Raw genomic sequence first — 19670 nt, forward strand, 5'->3', positions numbered from 1 at the left:
GCGGCGATGGACGAGCGCGCCGCCAACGACGGTTCCGAAGGCAGCGACGAGACGCTGATGCTGGCCTGGGCAGGCGGTGATGTCGCTGCGTTCGAGCGTCTGTACGCGCGCCATCGCCAGCGCCTGCACCGCTACCTGCTGCGCCTGCTGCGCGACCCCGGGCTGGCCGACGAAGTGTTCCAGGACACCTGGCAGCGCGTGATCGCCGCGCGCCGGGACTGGCGACCCGATGCCGGCTTTTCAACGTGGCTCTATCGCATCGCGCACAACCGCATGAACGATCACTGGCGGTCGATGCAGCATCGCCCGCCCGCGCCTGCGGATGCAGACCTGCGCACCGAACGCGTGGAGGATCCGGACACGCCGGAACGCAATCTGTCGGCGTTCGAATCGCGCCGCAGCCTGCAGCTGGCGCTGGATGCCCTGCCGCCCGAACAACGCGAGGTCCTGGTGCTGCGCCTGGAGCAGGAGCTCAGCCTCGAGGAGATCGGCGTGATCACCGGCGTCGGCCGCGAAACCGTCAAGTCGCGGCTGCGCTACGCCATGGACAAGCTGCGCCAGCGCTTGCAACCCGCCGATGGCGGTGACGGCCCTGCCGCGTCCGTTGCCGCGCAGGAGCGCCCGGCATGAGCCGCGTCCCTCCACCCGGAACCCCGCTGGACCACGAGGAGCGCGAGTTCGCGGCGTTGCTCGCGCGCGACCGGCCGTCCACCGGGCCGTCGCCCACGCTGGATGCCGCGATCCTGGCAACGGCACGCAAGGCGGCGCGCGACGAGACTGCCGTGGCGCCACGCCGTACCCGTCGCCCGCGCATGGCGTGGGCGACCGGTGCGGGTCTGGCGGCGTCGCTGGTGCTTGCCGTCGGCGTGGCTTGGCAGATCCGTCCGCAGGGCGACGCGATCGAAGTACCGGACGAAGCGCCGCGCGCGGCTGCGTCCCGCGACATGGGCGATGCCCCGTCACGCCCGGCGCCTGCCGCGGAGCTGCAGGTGGCGGCGCCCGCCAGCAGCGCACCAGCCGACACCACCCAGGACGCAGCGTCGCGCGCCGAGCCGCGACCGGCAGCCGCGCGGTCGATGGCCGCATCCGGCACACCTTCCGCACCGCCCGATGACGCAACGCCCGTGATGGAGATGCCGCCTGCTCCGCCAGCGCCACCGCCGCCGGCGCCTGTCGTGTTCGACGCGCCGGAGCCCACGGCCGCCGCTGTCGCTCCGCGACGCGAAGCCGGACAGCAGGCCGACGCCGAGCGCCTGCGCCGGGCCGAGGACGAAGCTGCAGACGCCGCGCAACGGCGTGCGATGCGCACGCCACAGGACGCGGCACGTCCCGCCGCGGCGGCAGCCGCGAAAGCAGCGCCCGCGCCTCCGCCGCCGGTGGAAGACGACCACGCGTACGACCAGCCGCTGGACGATGCCCCTCCGGCCTCGGCCGACGCCCCGGAAGTGCGCGAGGCGTGGCTGGCGCGCATCCGCGAGCTGGTGGCCGAAGAGCGCTACGCCGAGGCACGCGCCAGCTTTGACGAATTCCGCCGCCGCTATCCCGACGTGGCCGTGCCGCGCGACCTGCGGGTGCTGCTGCCGTAATGCGCACCACCCTGGCCGCGCCCGCGACCCACGAGATCCTCGTCCGCCACAGCCGCTTCCTCGCCCACGCCGCGCCGGTGGAATCGGCCGACGAAGCGGTCGCGTTCATGGCCGCCGTGTCGGTGCCCGATGCCACCCACAACTGCTGGGCGTGGCGGATCGGCGCCGGCTACCGCTCCAGCGACGATGGCGAACCCGCCGGCACCGCCGGTCGCCCGATCCTCGCCGCCATCGATGGCCAGGGGCTGGACGGCGTGGCGGTGGTGGTGACGCGCTGGTACGGCGGCATCAAGCTCGGCGCCGGCGGCCTGGTGCGCGCCTATGGCGGCGCGGCCGCCGAGTGCCTGCGCACGGCGCCGCGGCGCGACGTCATCGACATGGTGGAGCTGCGCGTGGCCTGCGGCTTCGCCGACTGCGGCGAAGTGCATGCGGCGCTTGCGGCATTCGCCGTCGAAAAGCTGGCGGAGACCTTCGACGCCGACGGTGCGCACTTCCATCTGCGGCTGCCTGTGGATGCCGTGGAAGGCTTCCGTACGCGGCTGCGCGACGCCACCCGCGACCGCGTGCGCATCGGCGACAATGGCTGATGGCCCGATTCTCGCAAACGTCCCGGCAGGCAAGCCCACCCCCCGCAGCCGACGGCAGCAACGCGCCACCCGGCGACACGACGCCCGTCGGCGACCGCAAGGCGCCGTTCGCAAGCCTGCGCGGCCTGCTGCCGTTCCTGGCGCGGCACAAGGGCCTGCTGGTGGCCTGGCTGCTCGCGCTGATCGCGTCCAGCACCGCCACGCTCAGCCTGCCGGTGGCGGTGCGCTTCATGATCGACCGCGGCTTTGCCAGCGGCTCCGGCATCGACGCCGCCTTCGGCCTGCTGCTTGCTGTCGCGGTGGCGCTGGCGCTGGCCACGGCGGCACGGTTCTTCTTCGTGTCGCTGCTCGGCGAGCGGGTGGTCGCCGACCTGCGCAACCAGCTGTACGGGCATCTGATCGGGCTGGACCAGGCCTTCTTCTCGCGCAGCCGCTCCGGCGAGCTGGTCTCGCGCCTCACGGCTGATACCGAGCTGCTGCGCAGCGTGGTGGCGACCAGCATGTCGGTGGCCCTGCGCAGCACGGTGATGGTGCTGGGCAGCGTGGCGATGATGGTGGTCACCAGCCCCAGGCTGGCGCTGTGGACCCTGGTCGGCATCCCGCTCTTCGTGCTGCCGCTGGTGCTGGGCGGCCGCCGCCTGCAGCGCATCTCGCGGCAGAGCCAGGACCGCATCGCCGATGCCAACGCACTCGCCAACGAGACCCTGGGCGCGGTGTCCACGGTGCAGGCACATGCCCGCGAGGAACACGAGCGCACGCGCTTCGGCGCCGCCGTGGCCATGTCGGTCGCGACCGCGCGTCGCCGCATCACCGTGCAGGCGATGGTGACTGCGGTCGCCATCACCGCGGTGTTCGGCGCGATCACGCTGGTGCTGTGGTCGGGCGCGCACGACGTGGCCGGCGGCACCATGACCGCGGGCACGCTAGGCCAGTTCGTGCTGTACGCGCTGTTCGGCGGCGGCTCGGTGGGCGCGCTGGCCGAGGTCTGGAACGAACTGCAGAAAGCCGCCGGCGGCATGGGGCGCATCAGCGAACTGCTTGACGAACGCGCGCTCGTCGCGACACCTGCAGCACCGGCCGTGCTGCCGCAGCCGGTGCGCGGCGAGGTCGCGCTGCGCGACGTCACCTTCCATTATCCGTCGCGCCCGGACATGCCGGCACTGCACGGCTTCACGCTGGCCGTGGCACCCGGCGAGACCGTCGCGCTGGTCGGCCCGTCGGGCGCCGGCAAGAGCACGGTGTTCTCGCTGCTGCTGCGCTTCTACGACCCGCAGTCGGGCACGCTGACGCTGGACGGCGTGGACCTGCGCACGCTCGACCCGCTCGCGCTGCGCGGCGCGATCGCCGTGGTGCCGCAGCAGCCGACGATCTTTGCCGCCAGCGCGCGCGACAACATCCGCTACGGCCGCCTGGAGGCCAGCGACGCCGAGGTGGAAGCCGCAGCGCGCGCTGCCGAGGCGCACGACTTCATCACCGCCCTGCCCGCCGGCTACGACGAACAGCTGGGTGAACGCGGCGCGCGCCTGTCCGGTGGCCAGCAGCAGCGCATCGCGATCGCCCGCGCATTGCTGCGCGACGCGCCGGTACTGCTGCTCGACGAAGCCACCTCCGCGCTCGACGCGCAGAGCGAGCGCGCCGTGCAGCACGCGCTGGAGCGGCTGATGGCCGGCCGCACCACGCTGGTGGTCGCGCATCGCCTGGCGACGGTGCTCAAGGCCGACCGCATCGTGGTGGTGGACGCCGGGCGCATCGTCGCCGAGGGCACCCACGCCGAGCTGATGGCGCAGAACGGGCTGTACGCGGAGCTCGCGCGGCTGCAGTTCCTGGATGTCCAGGGCGCGTCCGTCGACGCATAGCCGGTATCGCTGCGCGCGTCGAAGCGCGGCACGCACGGCGAGGATCTCAACCTGGAAGCGCGCGCTCGATGGCGGCGTGCGTCGCCAGTTCCGCCGGCAACGTACCCATCGCCAGGCCGTGCGCACCGCCCAGGCGACTGCGACAGAACGCCTCGGCCACGGGGCTGCCGGCGCGCAGCAGCACCGACGCCTGCAGCGCGAGCGCGAGGCGTTCGACCAGCAGGCGTGCGCCGGCCTCGCCCGCGTCCGGCAGGGCCTCGCGCAAGACCACGAGCGCGGCGTCCAGCGCCGGGTGCAGGCCACGCGCGGCGTCGACCTCGGCCAGCAGCGCCGCGCCGGCCTCCGGTTCGCGCGCCAGCGCACGCAGCACGTCGAGGCACTGGATGTTGCCGCTGCCCTCCCAGATCGAATTGAGCGGCGCCTGGCGGTACAGCCGCGGCAGCAGCGATTCCTCGATGTAGCCGGCGCCGCCCAGGCATTCCTGCGCTTCGTTGACCAGCGCCGGCGCGCGGCGACAGATCCAGTACTTGCCGACCGCGGTGGCGACGCGCGCGAATGCAGCCTCGCGCGGATCGTGAGGCGCGGCATCCACGGCCCGCGCCACGCGCATCGCCAGCGCCAGCGCGGCCTCGGATTCGATCGCCAGGTCGGCCAGCACGTTGCGCATCAGCGGCTGCTCCGCGAGGCGCTTGCCGAACGCGCTGCGGTGCCGGCAATGGTGGATCGCCTGCGCCAGCGCCATGCGCGTGCCGGCAGCGGAGCCGAGCATGCAGTCGAGGCGCGTGAGCATCACCATCTGCAGGATCGTCGCCACGCCGCGGCCCTCGTCGCCCACGCGCCACGCGGTCGCACCCTGGAATTCCACCTCCGACGACGCGTTCGACCAGTCGCCGAGCTTGTCCTTGAGGCGCATCAGCGTGAATGCGTTGCGGCCACCGTCGGGCAGGCGCCGCGGCATGAGGAAGCAGCTCAATCCACCCGCCGCCTGCGCCAGCACCAGGAAGCCGTCGGACATCGGCGCCGAGAAGAACCACTTGTGCCCGCGCAGCGCGTAGGCATCGCCCGCCACGGCATCGCCATCGGCGAGCGGCGTGGCGGTGGTGGTATTGGCGCGTACGTCGCTGCCGCCCTGCTTCTCGGTCATGCCCATGCCGATGGTGACGCCCGGCTTGGTGTGGATGGCGACATCCGACGCGTCGTAGCGGCAGCTCGCGACCTTGTCCGCCCACTCCCGCAGCGCCGGGGCCTGGCGCAGGGCCGGCACCGCGGCATGGGTCATGGTCAGCGGGCAGCTGGTACCGGGCTCCACCTGATGGTGCAGGTAGCTCAGCGCCGCGCGCGCGACGTGGGCACCCGCGCCGGGCTGCGCCCAGGACAGGCCGGCGACACCGTGCTCCACCGCGACCTGCATCAGCCGGTGGTAGTTGGGGTGGAACTCCACCACGTCGATGCGCTGGCCGAAGCGGTCGTGCGTGCGCAGCCGCGGGCGGTCGCGATGGGCGTCGTGCGACAGCGCCAGCAGCTCGCCGCCGGCGATCGCGCCATACCCGGCCACGCGCGACGCGAATGACGCCGCGCCCTCGCGCGCCAGCGCTTCGCGCAGGACGGCGTCATCGGCCCAGAGGTCGCGCGGCGCGAACTCCGGCGGCTGGTTGTCGACGACATGCGTGCCCATGGCGCGCTCCCCTCCGGGTGCTACGGGTCAGTCGGCTGCGCCGGTCCCGCGCGCCGGGGAGGTCAGCATGTGCTCCGGCACCACGCCACCGCGGCGCGGCTGCGGCCCCACGACGACCGTGGTCGCCTTGTTGGCGATGATGTACGGCTTCACGTCGTCGATGAAACGCAGCTTGCCGGTCGCGCGGTCCGCGAACTGCTTGGCGGTGATCCGCACGTGGCAGTTGAGGAACGGCCCGGCGATGTTGCGGCCCTTGGACACGTAGACGATGCGGCCGTCGCGGTCGCGGCCCAGCACCAGGCGCTCCTGCTTGCGGGTGGTGCTGTAGATCCAGCCGGGCTGGATGTCGGATTCAGGGATTGCCATGGGGGCTGTCCGCCTGGGTTCGGAAACGATGCACAGCGTAGTCGCAGCGGTGAAGGCATGCACGCCCCGGCGCGTCAGCTGACCGCTAGGGCCTGAAATGCGGCGGCATTCGGCGTGGCATGGCCGTGCGCGGTGTTGTCGAACACGACCCAGGCCGCGCTTCCGCGCGGCGTCGAGGCGACCACGCGCGCCGCGAGCGCGGCCAGCGCTTCGGCGTCGTAATCGCTGTAGTAGATCCGCGGCGCGCCATGCCAGCGCCAGTAGCGCAGCGACGGGTCGCCACCCGGTTCCGCCGCTGCCGCGACCGGCGCCGGATCCGCCGCAACCCGTGCGATGTGGTGCCGCTGCCACAGCGCGTCGACGCGCGGCGCGAACCAGCTGGCGTGGCGTGGCTCGCAGGCGATGCCGCCCGCCCAGCGCCGGCGCAGCATGGCGAAGAACGTGGCCGCCACGCGGCCATCGAACGCGAGGCTCGGCGGCAGCTGCACCAGCAGGCAGCCGAGCTTGTCGCCCAGCCCACCGGCCTGGTCGAGGAAGGCATCGAGCAGCGGGCCGCTGCCCTGCAGGCGCTGGTCATGGGTAATCGTCCTCGGCAGCTTGGCCGAGAACTGGAAGCCTGCGGGCACCGTGGCCGCCCAGCGCTCGTATGTGGCCCTTCGGTGCGGACGGTGGAACGAAGAGTTGATCTCCGCCATCGCAAAGCGGCTCGCGTAGGTGGCGAGCATGCTGTCACCGGCAGCGAACAGCTGGCGATGGCCGGCGGCGATCGACCAGCCGGCGGTGCCGGTGCGGACCGCGGTGCTGGCGGCAGGGGAACGTGGCATGCGCGGACCGGATCGAGAGGCGTCGGCACAACCGATAACATCCGTCCTCCCGTGACTCGGTGAAGCCACGGATGCGGCGACGAGCCGGTGCCAGGCGCACGGGCAGGCACCACGCGTTGACATGCGTGTCACCCACCGTGGCGATACTCGCCGCCATGCCGGAAGGTCCTTCCATCATCCTGCTGCGCGAGGATGCCGCGCGCTTCGCCGGCCGCAAGGTGCTGCGCGTTTCGGGCAACAGCACGCAGGACATCGAGCGCATGCGCAACCGCAAGCTGATTGCCGTGCGCAGTTGGGGCAAGCACTTCCTGCTTGAGTTCCACGGCTTCAGCCTGCGCATCCACTTCCTGCTGTTCGGCAGCTACCGCATCAACGAGGGCAAGGCCACGCCGCCGCGCCTGAGCCTGGGCTTCAGCAAGGGCGAGGAACTCAACTTCTATGCCTGTTCGGTGCGCTTCGTCGAAGGTGCGCTCGACGACAGCTATGACTGGCGCGGCGACGTCATGGACGACGCCTGGGACCCGGCGCTGGCGCGGCGCAAGCTGCGCGCGCAACCGGAGGCGCTGGCCGCGGACGTGCTGCTGGACCAGGACGTGTTTGCCGGCGTGGGCAACATCATCAAGAACGAGGTGCTGCACCGGATCCGCGTGCACCCGGAAAGCACGGTCGGCGCCCTGCCCGCGCGCAAGCTGTCGGAGCTGGTTGCGCAGGCGCGTGAATACAGCTTCGACTTCTACCGCTGGAAGAAGGCCTTCGTGCTGAAGAAAAATTACCAGGTGCACACCAGGCGGAGCTGCCCGCGCGACGGCACTCCGCTGACCTTCCGAAAGCACCTCGGCCGTGCGCAGCGGCGTGCCTTCTGGTGCGACACCTGCCAGCGGCTGTACGTCGCCGATTGAAGCGCTCTGCGCGGGAGCCGGCGTCCTTCACGCCGGCATCCGTGGCACCGGGTTTGGATAGCCAGCCCGCCCGCACGAGCCACCGCCAATGCGCAGCATCCTCGCCACCCTGAAAAAGGAACACGACGCCCTCCGCGCCCTGTTCGAACAGATCAACGCCACCACCGACCGCGCCGAGAAGACGCGGACCGACCTGCTGGAGAAGATCGAGGCGAACCTGATCCCGCACGCCAAGTGGGAGGAGCTGGTGTTCTACCCGGCGTTCGCCAAGCGCGCCTCGCACGAGCAGCTGCTGCAGCACGCCGAGGCGATCCAGGAGCATCGTGCGGTCGAGTTGACCGTACTCCCCGACCTGCACGCGTCGGACAAGACCTCGCGCCAGTTCGCCGGTTCGGTGAAGGTGCTGGGCGAATTCATCGACCACCATGCGAAGGAAGAGGAGAAGGAGATGTTCGCCTCTGCCCGCGACCTGTTCACCGCCGAAGAACTCGCGGAGTTCGACGAGCAGTACGAGGAGTGGAAGTCGTCGTTTGTCGCGGCCGGAATCACCGCACACGCCAAGATCAAGACAGGCCTGAAGTCAGTACTGCGCAATCCGAAGGCGCCGGGCTGACGCACGTCCGCGTGCGTCGAGCCGACAGCACCGGGAGCGCCACGTGGCGCCCCGGCGCATGCTGCCTACCAGTCGGTCGGCTTGTAGTCCTTCAGGAACTGGCCCCACACGTGCTCGCCGGTGTTCAGCCCGGCGATGATCGGATCGACGATGCGCGCCGCGCCGTCGACGATGTCGAGCGGCGGATGGAAGCGCTCCTCGATGGTCTTGCGCGCGGCGATCTCGACAGGATCCTCGTCGGTCACCCAGCCGGTGTCGACGGAATTCATGTGGATGCCGTCGCCGTGGTAATCCGCGGCCGAGGTGCGCGTCATCATGTTGAGCGCGGCCTTGGCCATGTTGGTGTGCGGGTGCCGCGTGGTCTTGAAGTTGCGATAGAACTGCCCTTCCACCGCCGACACGTTGACGATGTGGCGGTCGCGCGTGGGCGGGCTGCCGTCGGGCGTGCGCAGCATCAGCGGCTTGAGCCGCGCGTTGATCAGGAACGGCGCGATCGCGTTGACCAGCTGCACTTCCAGCAGCTCCACCGACGGCACCTCGTCCATCAGCAGGCGCCATGAATTGCGGCCGCGCAGGTCGACCTGCTGCAGGTCCTGGTCCAGGCGGCCTTCCGGGAACAGGTGCGACTGGCCCAGCAGTTCCTCGGCCAGCAGCGGCACCTGCGACAGCTCGGCGGCGCGGGTCAGGCCGGCGGCGGCGTCGTGGCGCAGGTCGCGGCCTGCGAGCGCACCGCCTTCGCCTTCCGGCAGCACCGCGGTGGCGCGCAGGCCTTCATAGCGGCCGAGCAGCACGCGCTGGTGTTCGGGCGCTTCGTGCAGCGCGGCGGTTTCCGCCGCCATCATGTGCGCGTAGAACCCCGGCGGGCGGCGCACCGTCTGGCAGGCGTTGTTGATGATGAAATCGAGGCGGTCGTGCGTGGCCAGCAGCTCGCTGCAGAACGCCTCCACACTCGGCGTGTGGCGCAGGTCGAGCCCGAAGATCTCCAGGCGGTCGTGCCATTCGGCGAAGTCGGGCTCCTCGGCGTAGCGCGCCGCGGAATCGCGCGGGAAACGCGTGGTCACGATCAGCCGCGCGCCGCAGCGCAGCAGCTTCAGGCCGGCCTGGTAGCCGATCTTGACCCGGCCTCCGGTCAGCAGCGCCACGCGCCCGGTCAGGTCGGTGAGCTCTGTGCGCTTGGCGAAGTTGAAGTCCGCGCAGGTCGGGCACAGCTGGTCGTAGAAGTGGTGGATGCGCGTGTACTTCTGCTTGCACACGTAGCAGTGCTGCGGCTCCAGCGCCTCGTGGTGCGGCGGCACGTCGGCATCGAGGTCGAGGGGCTTGAAACCGCTCGGCGGGAAATAGTTGGGCGTGGTGAACACCGGCTGGCGGCGCAGCGTGCGGATGCCGGTGGCATCGAGGATCGCGTCGTCGCGCTGGTTCTTTTCCAGCACGCGGCTGCGCTTGGCCTGCTTGCGGCGCTGGCGGCGCGCCACGGGATCGACCGGCGCACTGATCGCGGCCAGCGCGCGGTGCAGGCGCTCGCGGGTGGCGTCGTCCAGCGCGTCGAGCAGCGCGTGGTCGGCGGCGACGGTTTCGAGGGTATCGGTGGCGTCCCGCAGGCGCGCTTCGAGCGTATCGCCGGGCAGGTCGGCGCGGGCGTCAGGTGCGCCCGGTGAGGTCGTGGTCATGCGCATAGTTTGCGGGCTGGGCGCCGCAAACGACAGCGCCGGCGCCTGAAGATCGCAGCGAGCCGCGCCTGCACGGCCCCGGCGGAGTGGCAGGCTGCCGGTTCAGCGGGTCCGCGGCCGCCGCGGCCCGGGCGCGGAATGACGGCCGGTGCGGGCGTCGATCGCGTCGATCCAGCCGGCCGCAGCCCCCGGAAACGCGTCGGCGTAGGGCACGTAGGGCTTGATGTCGAGCACCGGCGTGCCATCAAGGAGGTCCAGCCCGCGCACCCGCAGCGCGCGCGCCTCCACCGCCACCAGCTCCACCGCAGACAGTCCGATCGCGTTCGGCCGGTGCGGCGCGCGGGTGGCGAGCACGCTGCGCTTGCCGCCGCCGCGCGGCGGCCTCACCTCGGCCTTCCAGCCCTCGCTGCGGTCGAACACGAACACCAGCCAGATCCGCGCGAAGCCGGCCAGGTCGCGGAACGCGGCCGCCGGCAGCGTGTCGATGAATTCGATATGCGCGTCGACCGCATCGCCGGTTTCGGTGCCTTCGACCACCGTGGCCTGGTGCGGCGCGTCGATGCGGCGCGCGTACGGGGAGCGCACGTAGGCGATCGGGCTGAACGTGAACACCTTGGCCTCGTCGGGCGCGGGCGCGGCGGAGCCGGGTTCGGGCGGCATGGGCGGGTCTGGCAGCATGGGCCGGCCATGGTCCCATGGCCGCCGCCAGCGCGCGCGGAGCGGACACGCGACGCCCTGGCCACCACGCTGCGCTTATCCTGTGCGCCCCGCACCGGACCACCCGCCATGCACGCTCCCGACAGCGAATTCGACCCCGACGACAACTACGCCGGCGGATTCGATCCCGACCTTGAAATCGACGAGGACGCCGGCAACGAGACGCTGGTCTGGCAGCTGTTGCTGCTGCTCAATCCCGGCGACGAAGAGACCGCGCTGCAGCAGTTCGCCGCCTACCAGGACGCGACCGCCGATGCCGGCGAAGACGAGTTCGAGCCGGCCTGGGTGCTGAAGGACATCATCGACTGGAAGTCCGGCTTCCAGGTGCACGACGACGATGCCGCCGCGTTCGTGGAAAGCATCACCGAGCTCATCTCGCGCTGGAACCTCGAGCTCGACTGGGGCGTCGAGGATCCGACCGACGACGAGTTCCTCGCCGACGCCAGCATCGCCGACCTGCTGCACGTGGCCTACGACGCGCTGCGCGCCTACGGCTACACGCTGTGGGTGTGGGAAACCGGCACCGAGACCACCGCCGGCTGGATTGCGCTCAGCCGCGACGACGAGGCGATGCGTGCGATCGCGCCGGCGCTGGGCATCGAACTGCGGCCGGCCGGCCTGGCATAGACGCCGCGCACGGGTCACCGTCGGCGACCCGTGCGCGCATCACTCCCGCATTACCAGATGCGGACCCGATCCTCGGGCGCGATCCACAGCGGATCGCCTTCGCTGACGTCGAACGCGTCATACCAGGCGTCGATGTTGCGCAGCGGCGCGAACGCGCGGATGTGGCCCGGCGAATGCGTGCCGTTGACCAACTGCTGGCGCAGGGCGTCGTCGCGCCACAGGGTGCGCCATACCTGGGCCCAGCCCATGAACAGGCGCTGCTCACCGCTGAAGCCGTCGATCACCGGCGCCGGCTTGCCGTCGAGCGAGCGGCGGTAGGCCTCCAGTGCGATGGTCAGCCCGCCCAGGTCACCGATGTTCTCGCCCATCGCGACCTTGCCGTTGATGTGCATGCCCGGCAGCTGCGGGAACTCGAAGGCCTCGTACTGGGCGCCGAGCTTCGCGGCCTGGACCTCGAACTTGGCGGCGTCGTCGGCCGTCCACCAATCACGCAGCAGGCCGGCACCGTCCGACTTGCGGCCCTGGTCGTCGAAGCCATGGATGATCTCGTGGCCGATCACGCCGCCGATGGCGCCGTAGTTCACCGCCGGATCGGCGTCGGGATCGAAGAACGGCGGCTGCAGGATCGCGGCCGGGAACACGATCTCGTTCTTCACCGATGAGTAGTAGGCGTTGACCGTCTGCGGGGTCATGCCCCACTCGGCCTTGTCGACCTGCTGGCCGATGCGCGCGCGGTCGTAGTCCCATTCGAAGGCGGCCGAACGCAGCGCGTTGCCGAGCACGTCGCCGTCCCTGACCTCCAGCGAGGCATAGTCGCGCCAGGTCTCCGCGTGGCCGATCTTCAGGCCGAAGCCGGCCAGCTTGGCGCGGGCCTCCGCCTTGGTGTCCTCGCCCATCCATTCCAGCTGGTCCAGGCGCGCGCCCATGGCCGCCTTCACGTTGGCCACCAGTTCGTCCATCTTGGCCTTGGAGTCCGGCGGGAAATACAGCTGCACGTAGTCGCGGCCGATGGCCTCGCCCATCGCCTCTTCGGCATGCGCCACGCCGCGCTTCCAGCGTTCCTTCTGCTCGGGCTGGCCGGAGAGGAACTTCGAGCGGAAGTCGAAGTGGGCGTCGACGAAGGCCTTCGACAGCATCGGCGCCGCCTGGTCGGTGACGTGGAAGGCCTGCCAGGCCTTGAGCGTATCGAGGTCGGCAGCGGCGAAAAGCTTCGCCAGCTTCGGCATCGCGCTGTCCTGGCGCACGACCGCGCGTGGCGCCTGTTCGACGCCGGCCGCGGCGAAGTAGCGCTCCCAGTTGAAGCCCGGCGCGGTGGTCGCGAACGCGTCGCGCTCGACCGGGTTGTAGGTGCGGCTGCGGTCACGGCTGTCGGCACGGGTCCAGTGGGCGTCGGCCACCGCCTTCTCGAAATCGAACACGCGCTGCGCATTGCCCTGCGCATCGTCCCAACCGGCGAGTTGCAGCAGCTGCGCGATATAGGCGACGTAGCGCTCGCGCTGCGGCGCGAACTTCTCGTCCAGGTACATCTGTCGGTCGCCGAGACCGAGGCCGGACTGGCTCATGTAGAGCGTGTAGCGGTCGGGATCACGCTGGTCGTCGGACACGCCAAGGCGGAACAGGGTGGCGCCGACGCCGCCGGAAGCCGCGCCCATGAGGTCGGCCAGTGCGTCCTTGTCGGCCGCGGCCCGGATGGCGTCGAGGTGCGGCGCCAGCGGCGTCGCGCCCAGGGCCTCGATCGCGGCCTCGTCGAGGAAGCTGCGGTACAGCGTGGCGACCTTGGCGGCGTCGCCGGTCGCGGCGCCGCCCTGCCCGACGTAGCCCTCGACCAGGCCGCGAACGCGCGCCTCGGACAGGTCACGCAGGACCAGGAACGAGCCGTACATCGACTTGTCCGAGGGAATGTCGGTGTTGGCGGCCCACGTGCCGCTGACGTAGCCGAAGAAGTCCGCACCCGGCGACACATCGCGATCCATGCCCGCGGTATCGATGCCCCAGGTGCCGAAGCGGTCGGCTGCGACGTTCGCCCCGGTGCTGCCGGCACCCGAATCGTCGGCGGCATATAGCAGGGTGGAGTCGCAGGCGATGTCCAGGCAGCCGGCGGCATCGCGGGCGTCATGGGCGGAAACGGGCGCGGCGATCGCAAGTGCGAGCGCGGTCGCGGCGGAGAGCAGGCTGGTCTTCAAATCGTAACTCCTGGCGGGTGGACGGACGCCCGCGGGCGTCAGCCTTGCAAGGATACCCAACCCTGCTTTTTCGAGCCGATGCTCACGCATGGCGCAACTAGCGCCCCGTCGCGCGAAGCCTCCGGTACTCCGCCGCCGCCTGCGCCGGCGTCGGATCGGACATGGCCATGCCGTTGATGAAGACAGCCGGTGCGCCGCGCTTGAAGATTTCGATCGCGCGGTTCGCGCCCGCGACCTGTTCGGGCGTGGGATCGTCCATGGAGAACGCGATCGAGCTGCCCCGGACCACGGGCACGCCCTTGTCTTCAAGGAACGCGACCAGCGCCTCGCTGCGCCGTGCCTGGTCGGACGGACAGTTCTTCGGTGCAAGGACGAGCACCGCGTGCCGCGATGCGCCATCCGGCATGCGCACGGATACAAAGCCGTTCTCGCTGATGGCGGCGCCGCTGTCGGCGCTATCGGCGCGTGCAGCCTCCCGGCCATCCCACCAGCGCCAGGCGCCGAAGACGCATGCGACCAGCAGCAACAGGGGGAGAAGGCGCATGGGCGCGACAGTCGTCATGGAGCGGGCGCCGTGTGCTGCACGGGAGCCCCCAGGTGCGAATTGAAGAAGGAAACCAGCTCCGCGTTCATGGCCTTGTGGGCGGCAAGCCGGTCGAATCCCTCGGGATCACTGCAGAGGGCCGGAGGCTTCAGCAAGCCGCAGGGCGCCAGGAACGACAGATGTGTGGCGCCTGCCATTTGCCTCGCCATGGCCCGGGGCCCCAGCCCATCCAGCACGATCCGGGTATTCGTTGCGAAAGGCACGAGGTCGTCCTTTTCGCCGCTCCATACCTGCACGGGAACGTCCACGTCGGACAAGCCATTTCCCGCCAGCGTGAAGCCAAGCCCTGGCGCGGCTACCGCGGCCGCACGGATTCGCGGGTCCTTCAGGAACACTCCCGATCCCTCGCCGCTGTCGAGCAGAGGGGATTTCACATGCCCGAGGACTTTGCAGATGAACTCCGGCGTCCGCCGGCAGTGCTCCGAGACAGCGGCCATATCCGGCCTGGCGCCGACCAGGGTGAGCACGCCAAAGCCGCCTGCGGACAGGCCATAGGCACCCACGCGGGACGCGTCGACGCTGGACGCGCCGGGCCATCCCTCCAGGACAAAATCCAGGGTCGCGCGCATTTGCTCCGCACGCTGGCTGAAGAGCGCCGGCGAACTCTGGCGGCTACGGTCGGCGTAGTTGTCGCCGGCATGGGTGGGCGCCGCCACGACGTAGCCCGCACTCGCCAGCTCCATCGCGAGGTCCACATGGCTCAGGGCGCTTCCGTCATTGCCATGCGAGACCAGCACCACGGGCAGCTTCGTGCCGAGCACAGGCGCGTCCCTGGCGACGTTGAGCAGATTGCCACTCACGAACGTCGTCGGGCGGGGCGTTCCGGATGTGGGATACCACAGGGCGACGGCGATCGGGCCGCTCCCGCTTTCAACTCGTGCGGTCTGGAAGCCGACCGGCCTGTCCGAATCTCTGGCTGTGCTGACGGCGTACGCCGTCAGGGCGAATGCAAGAAGCCCCAGAACAACCGCGATGCGCTTGACCCATTTCATGGCGTTCCCCATTGTTGTAGCCGCTACCGCGGCCGAGGCAAATCAGACACTTGGCGACCCGGGATTTCATGCGGCGGAATGCACCCTGCCGAACGTCACCGCTCGCCGCCTAATCCACAGCCCTGCGACCCACACGGACATCGTCGGTGAAAAAGCCATCGATGCCGGCATCGAGCAGGGCGCGGATATGTGCGACGGCACCCTCCTCGTTGCGGCTGCGCGGGTCTTCGCCCTGCCACAGGCTGCGCGGCAGGAACCGGTTCTCCGGACGGAACGTATACGGCATCACCTGCAGTCCGGCGGCGTGCGCGTCGGCGACCATCGTGGTGGGCTTGCCCGGCCGACCGTCGGCACCCACCGGCACCACGTAGCCAAGTTGCGGGCCGAGCACGTCGGCATAGGTGGCGACTTCGCGCAGGCCTGCGGCAGTCGCCATGTCGGCATAGGTCGGTCCGCCAGCGGCGATGTCGGCAGGTCGCGCATCCGCCGCGCCGAGCAGTTGCAGCAGGCGGATGTTCGCCCTGCCCTCGCCCAGCTTCGCGCGCAGCGCGCGCAGGTTGCCGACTTCGAACGACTGGATCACCACCGCTGCGCTGCGGGTGTAGGGGTGCGCAGCCAGCGCGTCGAGCAGGCGGCCCTCGAGCGGCAGCCCGCGTGCACTGAAGTGGGTGGAATGCTTGAGCTCGGGAATCAGGCCGATCTCGCGCCCGCGAGCCGCCGATTCACGCGCCACCAGCGCCACGATCTCGTCGAAGGTCGGGACTGCGTACAGGCCGTCGTGTGCGGTGCCGCGCAGCTGCGGGAGGCGCTCGCGCGCACGCAGCGTACGCAGTTCGGCGAGCGTGAAGTCCTCGACGAACCAGCCTTCGATCTCGCGGCCGTCGACGCGGCGCGTCGTCCTGCGGTCGGCGAAGGCCGGGTGCGCGGCGACGTCGGTGGTGCCGCCGATCTCGCCCTCGTGCCGCGCCACCAGCACGCCGTCACGGGTGGCGACGAGGTCCGGCTCGATGTAGTCGGCGCCGTCTTCGATGGCACGCATGTACGCGGCCAGGGTGTGCTCGGGCAGCACCGCGCTGGCGCCGCGGTGCGCGATCACCAGCGGTCCGGGCGGCTGCACTTCGGTTTGACCAGCGGTGGTGGGCATCGGTGAGGCGGCCATGGCCAGTGCCAGCGGGATCCAGTACATCTTGTCGCACTCCCGCCAGAAAAAAGGGGCCCCGCATCACGGGGCCCCGGAACAGGGAAAACGCTTTCTTTTCCTGATCGTCGCGCTTACGCGACCGGTGCGACGCCGGTCGCCTGCGCGCCCTTCGGCCCCTGGGTGACTTCGTAGCTGACGCGCTGCCCTTCCTGCAGGCTGCGGAAGCCTTCCGATGAGATTGCCGAGTAGTGCACGAAGACATCCGTGCTGCCGTCCTCCGGTGCGATGAAACCGAAGCCCTTGGCGTCGTTGAACCACTTCACTGTGCCGTATTGCATGACTCTGTCCACCTCGTCTGGATGCGATTGCGTGTGGCCTGCGTGCAAGGCGCCCGGACACACGGCCCGAGTATGCAAAGCAACCCGGCCGACTTCAATCACCCCGCGAGCAGGGCCGAGACCAGGCCAGGCAATCCGGAGGACGCCGCTTCGACGTTGGCCACCACCTCTTCGATGGTGATCACCTCGTCGTGCACCGGACCTGCGCCGGCCGCCCAGTTGGCGACGATGGCCAGGCATGCGTAGTCGAGGCCAAGCTCGCGCGCCAGCCCGGCCTCGGGCATGCCGGTCATGCCGACCAGGTCGCAGCCGTCGCGCGCCAAGCGCGTGATCTCGGCGCGTGTCTCCAGGCGCGGCCCCTGTGTAACGCCGTAACACCCCCCGTCGAGCAGCGCGACGCCGGACCTGGCGGCCGCCGCGATCACCGCGTGGCGCAGCGACGGCGTGTACGGATCACCGAAGTCCACGTGCAGCACCTCGCTGCCGGGCTCCTCGCAGAAGGTCGACACGCGGCCCCAGGTGTAGTCGATCAGCTGGTCCGGGCAGGCCAGCACGCGCGGACCGAAGCGCGCGGTGATGCCGCCCACGGTGTTCAGCGCGAGCACGCGGCGCACGCCAAGCGCCTGAAGCGCCACCAGGTTCGCGCGATAGTTCACCAGGTGCGGCGCCACGGAATGGCCTTCGCCATGGCGCGCGAGGAACGCGACACGATGCCCGTCCAGGGTGCCGATGCGGACCGGTCCGGACGGCGCGCCGAAACGCGTCACCGGCTGGTGCGACTCGACGTCCTCGAGGCCGGCCAGCTGGTACAGCCCGGTCCCGCCGATGACGGCGAGCGCGAGGTCGGGAATCGTCGGGCTCATGCGCTGTCTCCGGTCAGTCGGCGAGTGCGTAGATGGCCGGCAGGTTGCGGCCCTGCTCGTTGTAATCCATGCCGTAACCGAACACGTAGCGGTCCGGGACTTCGACACCCGAGTAATCCGCGCACACGCCCTCGACGCAGCGGTCGTGGATCTTGGTCGCCAGCACCGCCACGCGCACGTCGACCGCGCCCTCGTCCTGGCACCAGCGGATCACGGCGTTGAGCGTGTGGCCTTCGTCGAGGATGTCGTCGACCAGCAGCACGCGGCGGCCGCGCATGGGCGTTGCCGGGCGGTGCAGCCACGCCAGCCGCGAACCACTGGTCGCGCCGCGGTAGCGGGTGGCATGCAGGTAATCGAATTCGAGGTCCAGCCCGCGCTCGCCCAGCGCGAACGCCAGCTGCGCGGCGAACGGCATGCCGCCATGCATGATGGTGATGTACAGCGGCGGCTGCGCGTCGCCGGCGTAGTCCGGCACGATGGCATCGGCCATGCCTTCGATCGCGGCTTCCAGCGCGGCGCGATCGTGGATCACGTCGGCGCCGGCGAGCGCGTCGGCAAGCAGCGCCGCGCTCATGCCGCCACCCCGCCGCCCTGGCCGCTGCGCGCGCGGCTGTAGCGCGCATCCGCGAGCAATCCGTCCCAGCCGAGTGCCCCGCGGCCCAGCAGCCCGGTGAGCGCCATGGTGTTGAGCGTGCGGCCTTCGACGGCAGCCAGCGACTCCTCGACCAGGTCCGGGTGGCAGACCAGCACCACGTCGCAGCCGGCGTCGAGGTGCGCATCGATGCGCTGCTTCACGCCGCCTGCGGAGAACGCCGCGGCCATGCCGATGTCGTCGGAGAACACCACGCCGCGGAAGCCCATCTCGCTGCGCAGGATCTCGTTGATCCAGCGCGGCGAGTAGCCGGCCGGTTCCGGCGCGACCTGGGGGTAGACCACGTGCGCCAGCATCACCGCGTCGGCGCCCGCGTCGATGCCGGCCACGAACGGCACCAGGTCGTCGGCGCGGATCGCGTCCAGCGTGCGGTCGTCGACCGCGTCGTCGAAGTGCGTATCCTCGCGCACCGAGCCGTGGCCCGGGAAGTGCTTCAACGTGGCGGCCATGCCGGCAGCGTGCATGCCTTCGACGTAGGCGCGGGTGAACGCGGCAACCACCTGCGGATCGTCGGAGAACGCGCGGTCGCCGATGGCGAGGTTGCCGCGGCCAAGGTCGACCACCGGCGCGAAGCTGAGGTCCACGCCGGAAGCGCGCACCTCGCTGGCCATCAGCCAGGCGTGCTCACGCGCGCGCTCCAGCGCGGCCTGCGGATCGACGGCGTAGTCGCGCCCGAAGCCCTGCAGCGACGGCAGCGCGCTGTAGCCCTCGCGGAAGCGCTGCACGCGGCCGCCTTCCTGGTCGACGCACACCAGCTGCGGCCGCGGCGCGGCGGCGCGGATCGCCGCCGACAGCTCGGCGACCTGCTCGCGCGATGCGAAGTTGCGGGTGAACAGGATCACGCCGGCGCAGGCGTCGTGCTGCAGCCAGTCGCGCTCGCGCGCGGTGAGTTCGGTGCCTTCGACGCCGATGACGAGCATGGACTTTCTCCTTCAGGCTTCCGGGCCGGCGCGCTCGGCCTCGCTCCATTGCGAGTACGGGCGCGAGGCCAGGGCCAGATTGTAGTAGCGCGGACAGTCGGTGGCTTCGGCACCCAGCCAGTCCGGGCGCATGAAGGGTTCATCGGCGCTGCCAAGTTCGACTTCGGCCACCACCAGGCCAGCGTTGTCGCCGAGGAATTCGTCGACCTCCCAGAGGTGATCGCCATGGCAGACCAGGTGCCGGCGCTTGTCGACCACGCCGCCGACGCACAGCGCCAGCAGGGCGCGCGCGTCGTCGACCGGGATCAGATAATCGAACTCCTGGCGGGTGTGGCCGAGCTCGCGCGACTTGAGGTTGAGGAAGGCTTCTTCGCCGGCGATGCGCACCCGCACCGAGGCGTTCTGGCGACCTTCGTCCATCGCCGCCTGGTCGTTGATGTAGCCCTGCGCCATCGGCACCACCGCGTGCGCGGCCCCGCGCCAGCCGTCGCCGGCCACCAGGAACTTGCGTTCGATCTCAATTGCCACCGGGAACTCCTGCGTGTGTGTGTGCGCCGCCG

General features: G+C 70.6%; 21 protein-coding genes. 7 read left to right on the forward strand and 14 right to left on the reverse strand.

From position 1 onward, the window contains the following. Window positions 1–6: 6 nt before the first annotated feature. The 4 genes from JGR64_RS09115 to JGR64_RS09130 are packed head-to-tail and all read left to right on the forward strand — an operon-like array spanning window position 7 to window position 4029. The gene (locus JGR64_RS09115; protein WP_199373260.1) at window positions 7–630 is read left to right on the forward strand and encodes an RNA polymerase sigma factor; all 624 of its coding nucleotides are present in this window, start codon (window positions 7–9) and stop codon (window positions 628–630) included. After that, the gene (locus tag JGR64_RS09120) at window positions 627–1586 is read left to right on the forward strand and encodes a hypothetical protein (protein ID WP_199373042.1); all 960 of its coding nucleotides are present in this window, start codon (window positions 627–629) and stop codon (window positions 1584–1586) included. Before JGR64_RS09115 ends, JGR64_RS09120 begins: the two co-directional genes overlap by 4 nt. Beyond that, window positions 1586–2173 (forward strand): YigZ family protein, encoded by a 588-nt coding sequence (locus tag JGR64_RS09125; RefSeq protein ID WP_199373043.1) that lies wholly within the window; start codon window positions 1586–1588, stop codon window positions 2171–2173. Before JGR64_RS09120 ends, JGR64_RS09125 begins: the two co-directional genes overlap by 1 nt. Beyond that, window positions 2173–4029: an ABC transporter transmembrane domain-containing protein gene (locus tag JGR64_RS09130; RefSeq protein ID WP_199373044.1), complete on the forward strand. Its 1857-nt coding sequence runs from the start codon at window positions 2173–2175 to the stop codon at window positions 4027–4029. Before JGR64_RS09125 ends, JGR64_RS09130 begins: the two co-directional genes overlap by 1 nt. Before the next feature lie 46 nt (window positions 4030–4075). Here JGR64_RS09130 and JGR64_RS09135 read toward each other — a convergent pair whose 3' ends face one another. From JGR64_RS09135 to JGR64_RS09145, 3 genes are all read right to left on the reverse strand, one after another. Continuing rightward, a complete protein-coding gene (locus tag JGR64_RS09135) occupies window positions 4076–5704 on the reverse strand; it encodes an acyl-CoA dehydrogenase family protein (protein ID WP_199373045.1) in 1629 nt (542 codons plus the stop codon). Between the two features lie 27 nt (window positions 5705–5731). Further along, window positions 5732–6070, reverse strand: a complete 339-nt coding sequence (locus tag JGR64_RS09140; RefSeq protein ID WP_199373046.1) for a hypothetical protein — start codon at window positions 6068–6070, stop codon at window positions 5732–5734. A 74-nt stretch (window positions 6071–6144) separates the two neighbouring features. After that, on the reverse strand, window positions 6145–6894 hold the full coding sequence (locus tag JGR64_RS09145; protein ID WP_199373047.1) for a DUF72 domain-containing protein: 750 nt from the start codon (window positions 6892–6894) through the stop codon (window positions 6145–6147). A 155-nt stretch (window positions 6895–7049) separates the two neighbouring features. Between JGR64_RS09145 and JGR64_RS09150 the strand changes: the two genes are divergently transcribed. Continuing rightward, a complete protein-coding gene (locus JGR64_RS09150) occupies window positions 7050–7793 on the forward strand; it encodes a DNA-formamidopyrimidine glycosylase family protein (protein ID WP_199373048.1) in 744 nt (247 codons plus the stop codon). 88 nt (window positions 7794–7881) lie between these two features. After that, window positions 7882–8406 carry a hemerythrin domain-containing protein gene (locus JGR64_RS09155; RefSeq protein WP_199373049.1) on the forward strand — a complete coding sequence of 175 codons (525 nt, stop codon included), beginning with the start codon at window positions 7882–7884 and terminating at the stop codon, window positions 8404–8406. Between the two features lie 65 nt (window positions 8407–8471). On the opposite strand, the gene JGR64_RS09160 is transcribed toward JGR64_RS09155, so the two are convergent. Further along, window positions 8472–10073 carry an SDR family oxidoreductase gene (locus JGR64_RS09160; RefSeq protein ID WP_199373050.1) on the reverse strand — a complete coding sequence of 534 codons (1602 nt, stop codon included), beginning with the start codon at window positions 10071–10073 and terminating at the stop codon, window positions 8472–8474. A 102-nt stretch (window positions 10074–10175) separates the two neighbouring features. After that, window positions 10176–10733 carry a tRNA (N6-threonylcarbamoyladenosine(37)-N6)-methyltransferase TrmO gene (gene tsaA / locus JGR64_RS09165; RefSeq protein ID WP_199373051.1) on the reverse strand — a complete coding sequence of 186 codons (558 nt, stop codon included), beginning with the start codon at window positions 10731–10733 and terminating at the stop codon, window positions 10176–10178. A gap of 126 nt (window positions 10734–10859) precedes the next feature. Between tsaA and JGR64_RS09170 the strand changes: the two genes are divergently transcribed. Then, complete coding sequence (locus JGR64_RS09170; RefSeq protein WP_199373052.1) at window positions 10860–11417, forward strand: hypothetical protein; 558 nt, start codon at window positions 10860–10862, stop codon at window positions 11415–11417. A 50-nt stretch (window positions 11418–11467) separates the two neighbouring features. On the opposite strand, the gene JGR64_RS09175 is transcribed toward JGR64_RS09170, so the two are convergent. The 9 genes from JGR64_RS09175 to JGR64_RS09215 form a co-directional block, all read right to left on the reverse strand. Continuing rightward, complete coding sequence (locus JGR64_RS09175) at window positions 11468–13600, reverse strand: M13-type metalloendopeptidase (RefSeq protein WP_233348037.1); 2133 nt, start codon at window positions 13598–13600, stop codon at window positions 11468–11470. A gap of 97 nt (window positions 13601–13697) precedes the next feature. Next, entirely contained in the window at window positions 13698–14162 is a 465-nt protein-coding gene (locus JGR64_RS09180; protein WP_199373054.1) for a hypothetical protein, read from the reverse strand. Beyond that, on the reverse strand, window positions 14159–15196 hold the full coding sequence (locus JGR64_RS09185) for a dienelactone hydrolase family protein (protein WP_199373055.1): 1038 nt from the start codon (window positions 15194–15196) through the stop codon (window positions 14159–14161). Before JGR64_RS09185 ends, JGR64_RS09180 begins: the two co-directional genes overlap by 4 nt. A 109-nt stretch (window positions 15197–15305) precedes the next feature. Beyond that, window positions 15306–16340, reverse strand: a complete 1035-nt coding sequence (locus tag JGR64_RS09190) for a glycerophosphodiester phosphodiesterase (protein WP_233348165.1) — start codon at window positions 16338–16340, stop codon at window positions 15306–15308. A gap of 128 nt (window positions 16341–16468) precedes the next feature. After that, window positions 16469–16675 (reverse strand): cold-shock protein, encoded by a 207-nt coding sequence (locus tag JGR64_RS09195; RefSeq protein ID WP_199373056.1) that lies wholly within the window; start codon window positions 16673–16675, stop codon window positions 16469–16471. Between the two features lie 98 nt (window positions 16676–16773). Next, window positions 16774–17538: an S-methyl-5'-thioinosine phosphorylase gene (locus JGR64_RS09200; RefSeq protein ID WP_199373057.1), complete on the reverse strand. Its 765-nt coding sequence runs from the start codon at window positions 17536–17538 to the stop codon at window positions 16774–16776. Between the two features lie 13 nt (window positions 17539–17551). Then, window positions 17552–18112 carry a hypoxanthine-guanine phosphoribosyltransferase gene (locus JGR64_RS09205; RefSeq protein ID WP_199373058.1) on the reverse strand — a complete coding sequence of 187 codons (561 nt, stop codon included), beginning with the start codon at window positions 18110–18112 and terminating at the stop codon, window positions 17552–17554. Beyond that, complete coding sequence (gene nagZ, locus JGR64_RS09210) at window positions 18109–19110, reverse strand: beta-N-acetylhexosaminidase (protein ID WP_199373059.1); 1002 nt, start codon at window positions 19108–19110, stop codon at window positions 18109–18111. Before nagZ ends, JGR64_RS09205 begins: the two co-directional genes overlap by 4 nt. A 12-nt stretch (window positions 19111–19122) precedes the next feature. Then, window positions 19123–19638: a CYTH domain-containing protein gene (locus tag JGR64_RS09215; RefSeq protein WP_199373060.1), complete on the reverse strand. Its 516-nt coding sequence runs from the start codon at window positions 19636–19638 to the stop codon at window positions 19123–19125. Between the last annotated feature and the right edge of the window lie 32 nt (window positions 19639–19670).

It is taken from the genome of Luteimonas sp. MC1572 (assembly GCF_016615815.1).
Lineage (GTDB): Bacteria > Pseudomonadota > Gammaproteobacteria > Xanthomonadales > Xanthomonadaceae > Luteimonas.

Bases quoted from the DNA above. Each gene is read 5' to 3' on its own strand.
- JGR64_RS09115 (WP_199373260.1), top strand. From the start codon at position 7: ATGGACGAGCGCGCCGCCAACGACGGTTCCGAAGGCAGCGACGAGACG.
- JGR64_RS09120 (WP_199373042.1), top strand. From the start codon at position 627: ATGAGCCGCGTCCCTCCACCCGGAACCCCGCTGGACCACGAGGAGCGC.
- JGR64_RS09125 (WP_199373043.1), top strand. From the start codon at position 1,586: ATGCGCACCACCCTGGCCGCGCCCGCGACCCACGAGATCCTCGTCCGC.
- JGR64_RS09130 (WP_199373044.1), top strand. From the start codon at position 2,173: ATGGCCCGATTCTCGCAAACGTCCCGGCAGGCAAGCCCACCCCCCGCA.
- JGR64_RS09135 (WP_199373045.1), bottom strand. From the start codon at position 5,704: ATGGGCACGCATGTCGTCGACAACCAGCCGCCGGAGTTCGCGCCGCGC.
- JGR64_RS09140 (WP_199373046.1), bottom strand. From the start codon at position 6,070: ATGGCAATCCCTGAATCCGACATCCAGCCCGGCTGGATCTACAGCACC.
- JGR64_RS09145 (WP_199373047.1), bottom strand. From the start codon at position 6,894: ATGCCACGTTCCCCTGCCGCCAGCACCGCGGTCCGCACCGGCACCGCC.
- JGR64_RS09150 (WP_199373048.1), top strand. From the start codon at position 7,050: ATGCCGGAAGGTCCTTCCATCATCCTGCTGCGCGAGGATGCCGCGCGC.
- JGR64_RS09155 (WP_199373049.1), top strand. From the start codon at position 7,882: ATGCGCAGCATCCTCGCCACCCTGAAAAAGGAACACGACGCCCTCCGC.
- JGR64_RS09160 (WP_199373050.1), bottom strand. From the start codon at position 10,073: ATGACCACGACCTCACCGGGCGCACCTGACGCCCGCGCCGACCTGCCC.
- tsaA (WP_199373051.1), bottom strand. From the start codon at position 10,733: ATGCCGCCCGAACCCGGCTCCGCCGCGCCCGCGCCCGACGAGGCCAAG.
- JGR64_RS09170 (WP_199373052.1), top strand. From the start codon at position 10,860: ATGCACGCTCCCGACAGCGAATTCGACCCCGACGACAACTACGCCGGC.
- JGR64_RS09180 (WP_199373054.1), bottom strand. From the start codon at position 14,162: ATGACGACTGTCGCGCCCATGCGCCTTCTCCCCCTGTTGCTGCTGGTC.
- JGR64_RS09185 (WP_199373055.1), bottom strand. From the start codon at position 15,196: ATGAAATGGGTCAAGCGCATCGCGGTTGTTCTGGGGCTTCTTGCATTC.
- JGR64_RS09190 (WP_233348165.1), bottom strand. From the start codon at position 16,340: ATGCCCACCACCGCTGGTCAAACCGAAGTGCAGCCGCCCGGACCGCTG.
- JGR64_RS09195 (WP_199373056.1), bottom strand. From the start codon at position 16,675: ATGCAATACGGCACAGTGAAGTGGTTCAACGACGCCAAGGGCTTCGGT.
- JGR64_RS09200 (WP_199373057.1), bottom strand. From the start codon at position 17,538: ATGAGCCCGACGATTCCCGACCTCGCGCTCGCCGTCATCGGCGGGACC.
- JGR64_RS09205 (WP_199373058.1), bottom strand. From the start codon at position 18,112: ATGAGCGCGGCGCTGCTTGCCGACGCGCTCGCCGGCGCCGACGTGATC.
- nagZ (WP_199373059.1), bottom strand. From the start codon at position 19,110: ATGCTCGTCATCGGCGTCGAAGGCACCGAACTCACCGCGCGCGAGCGC.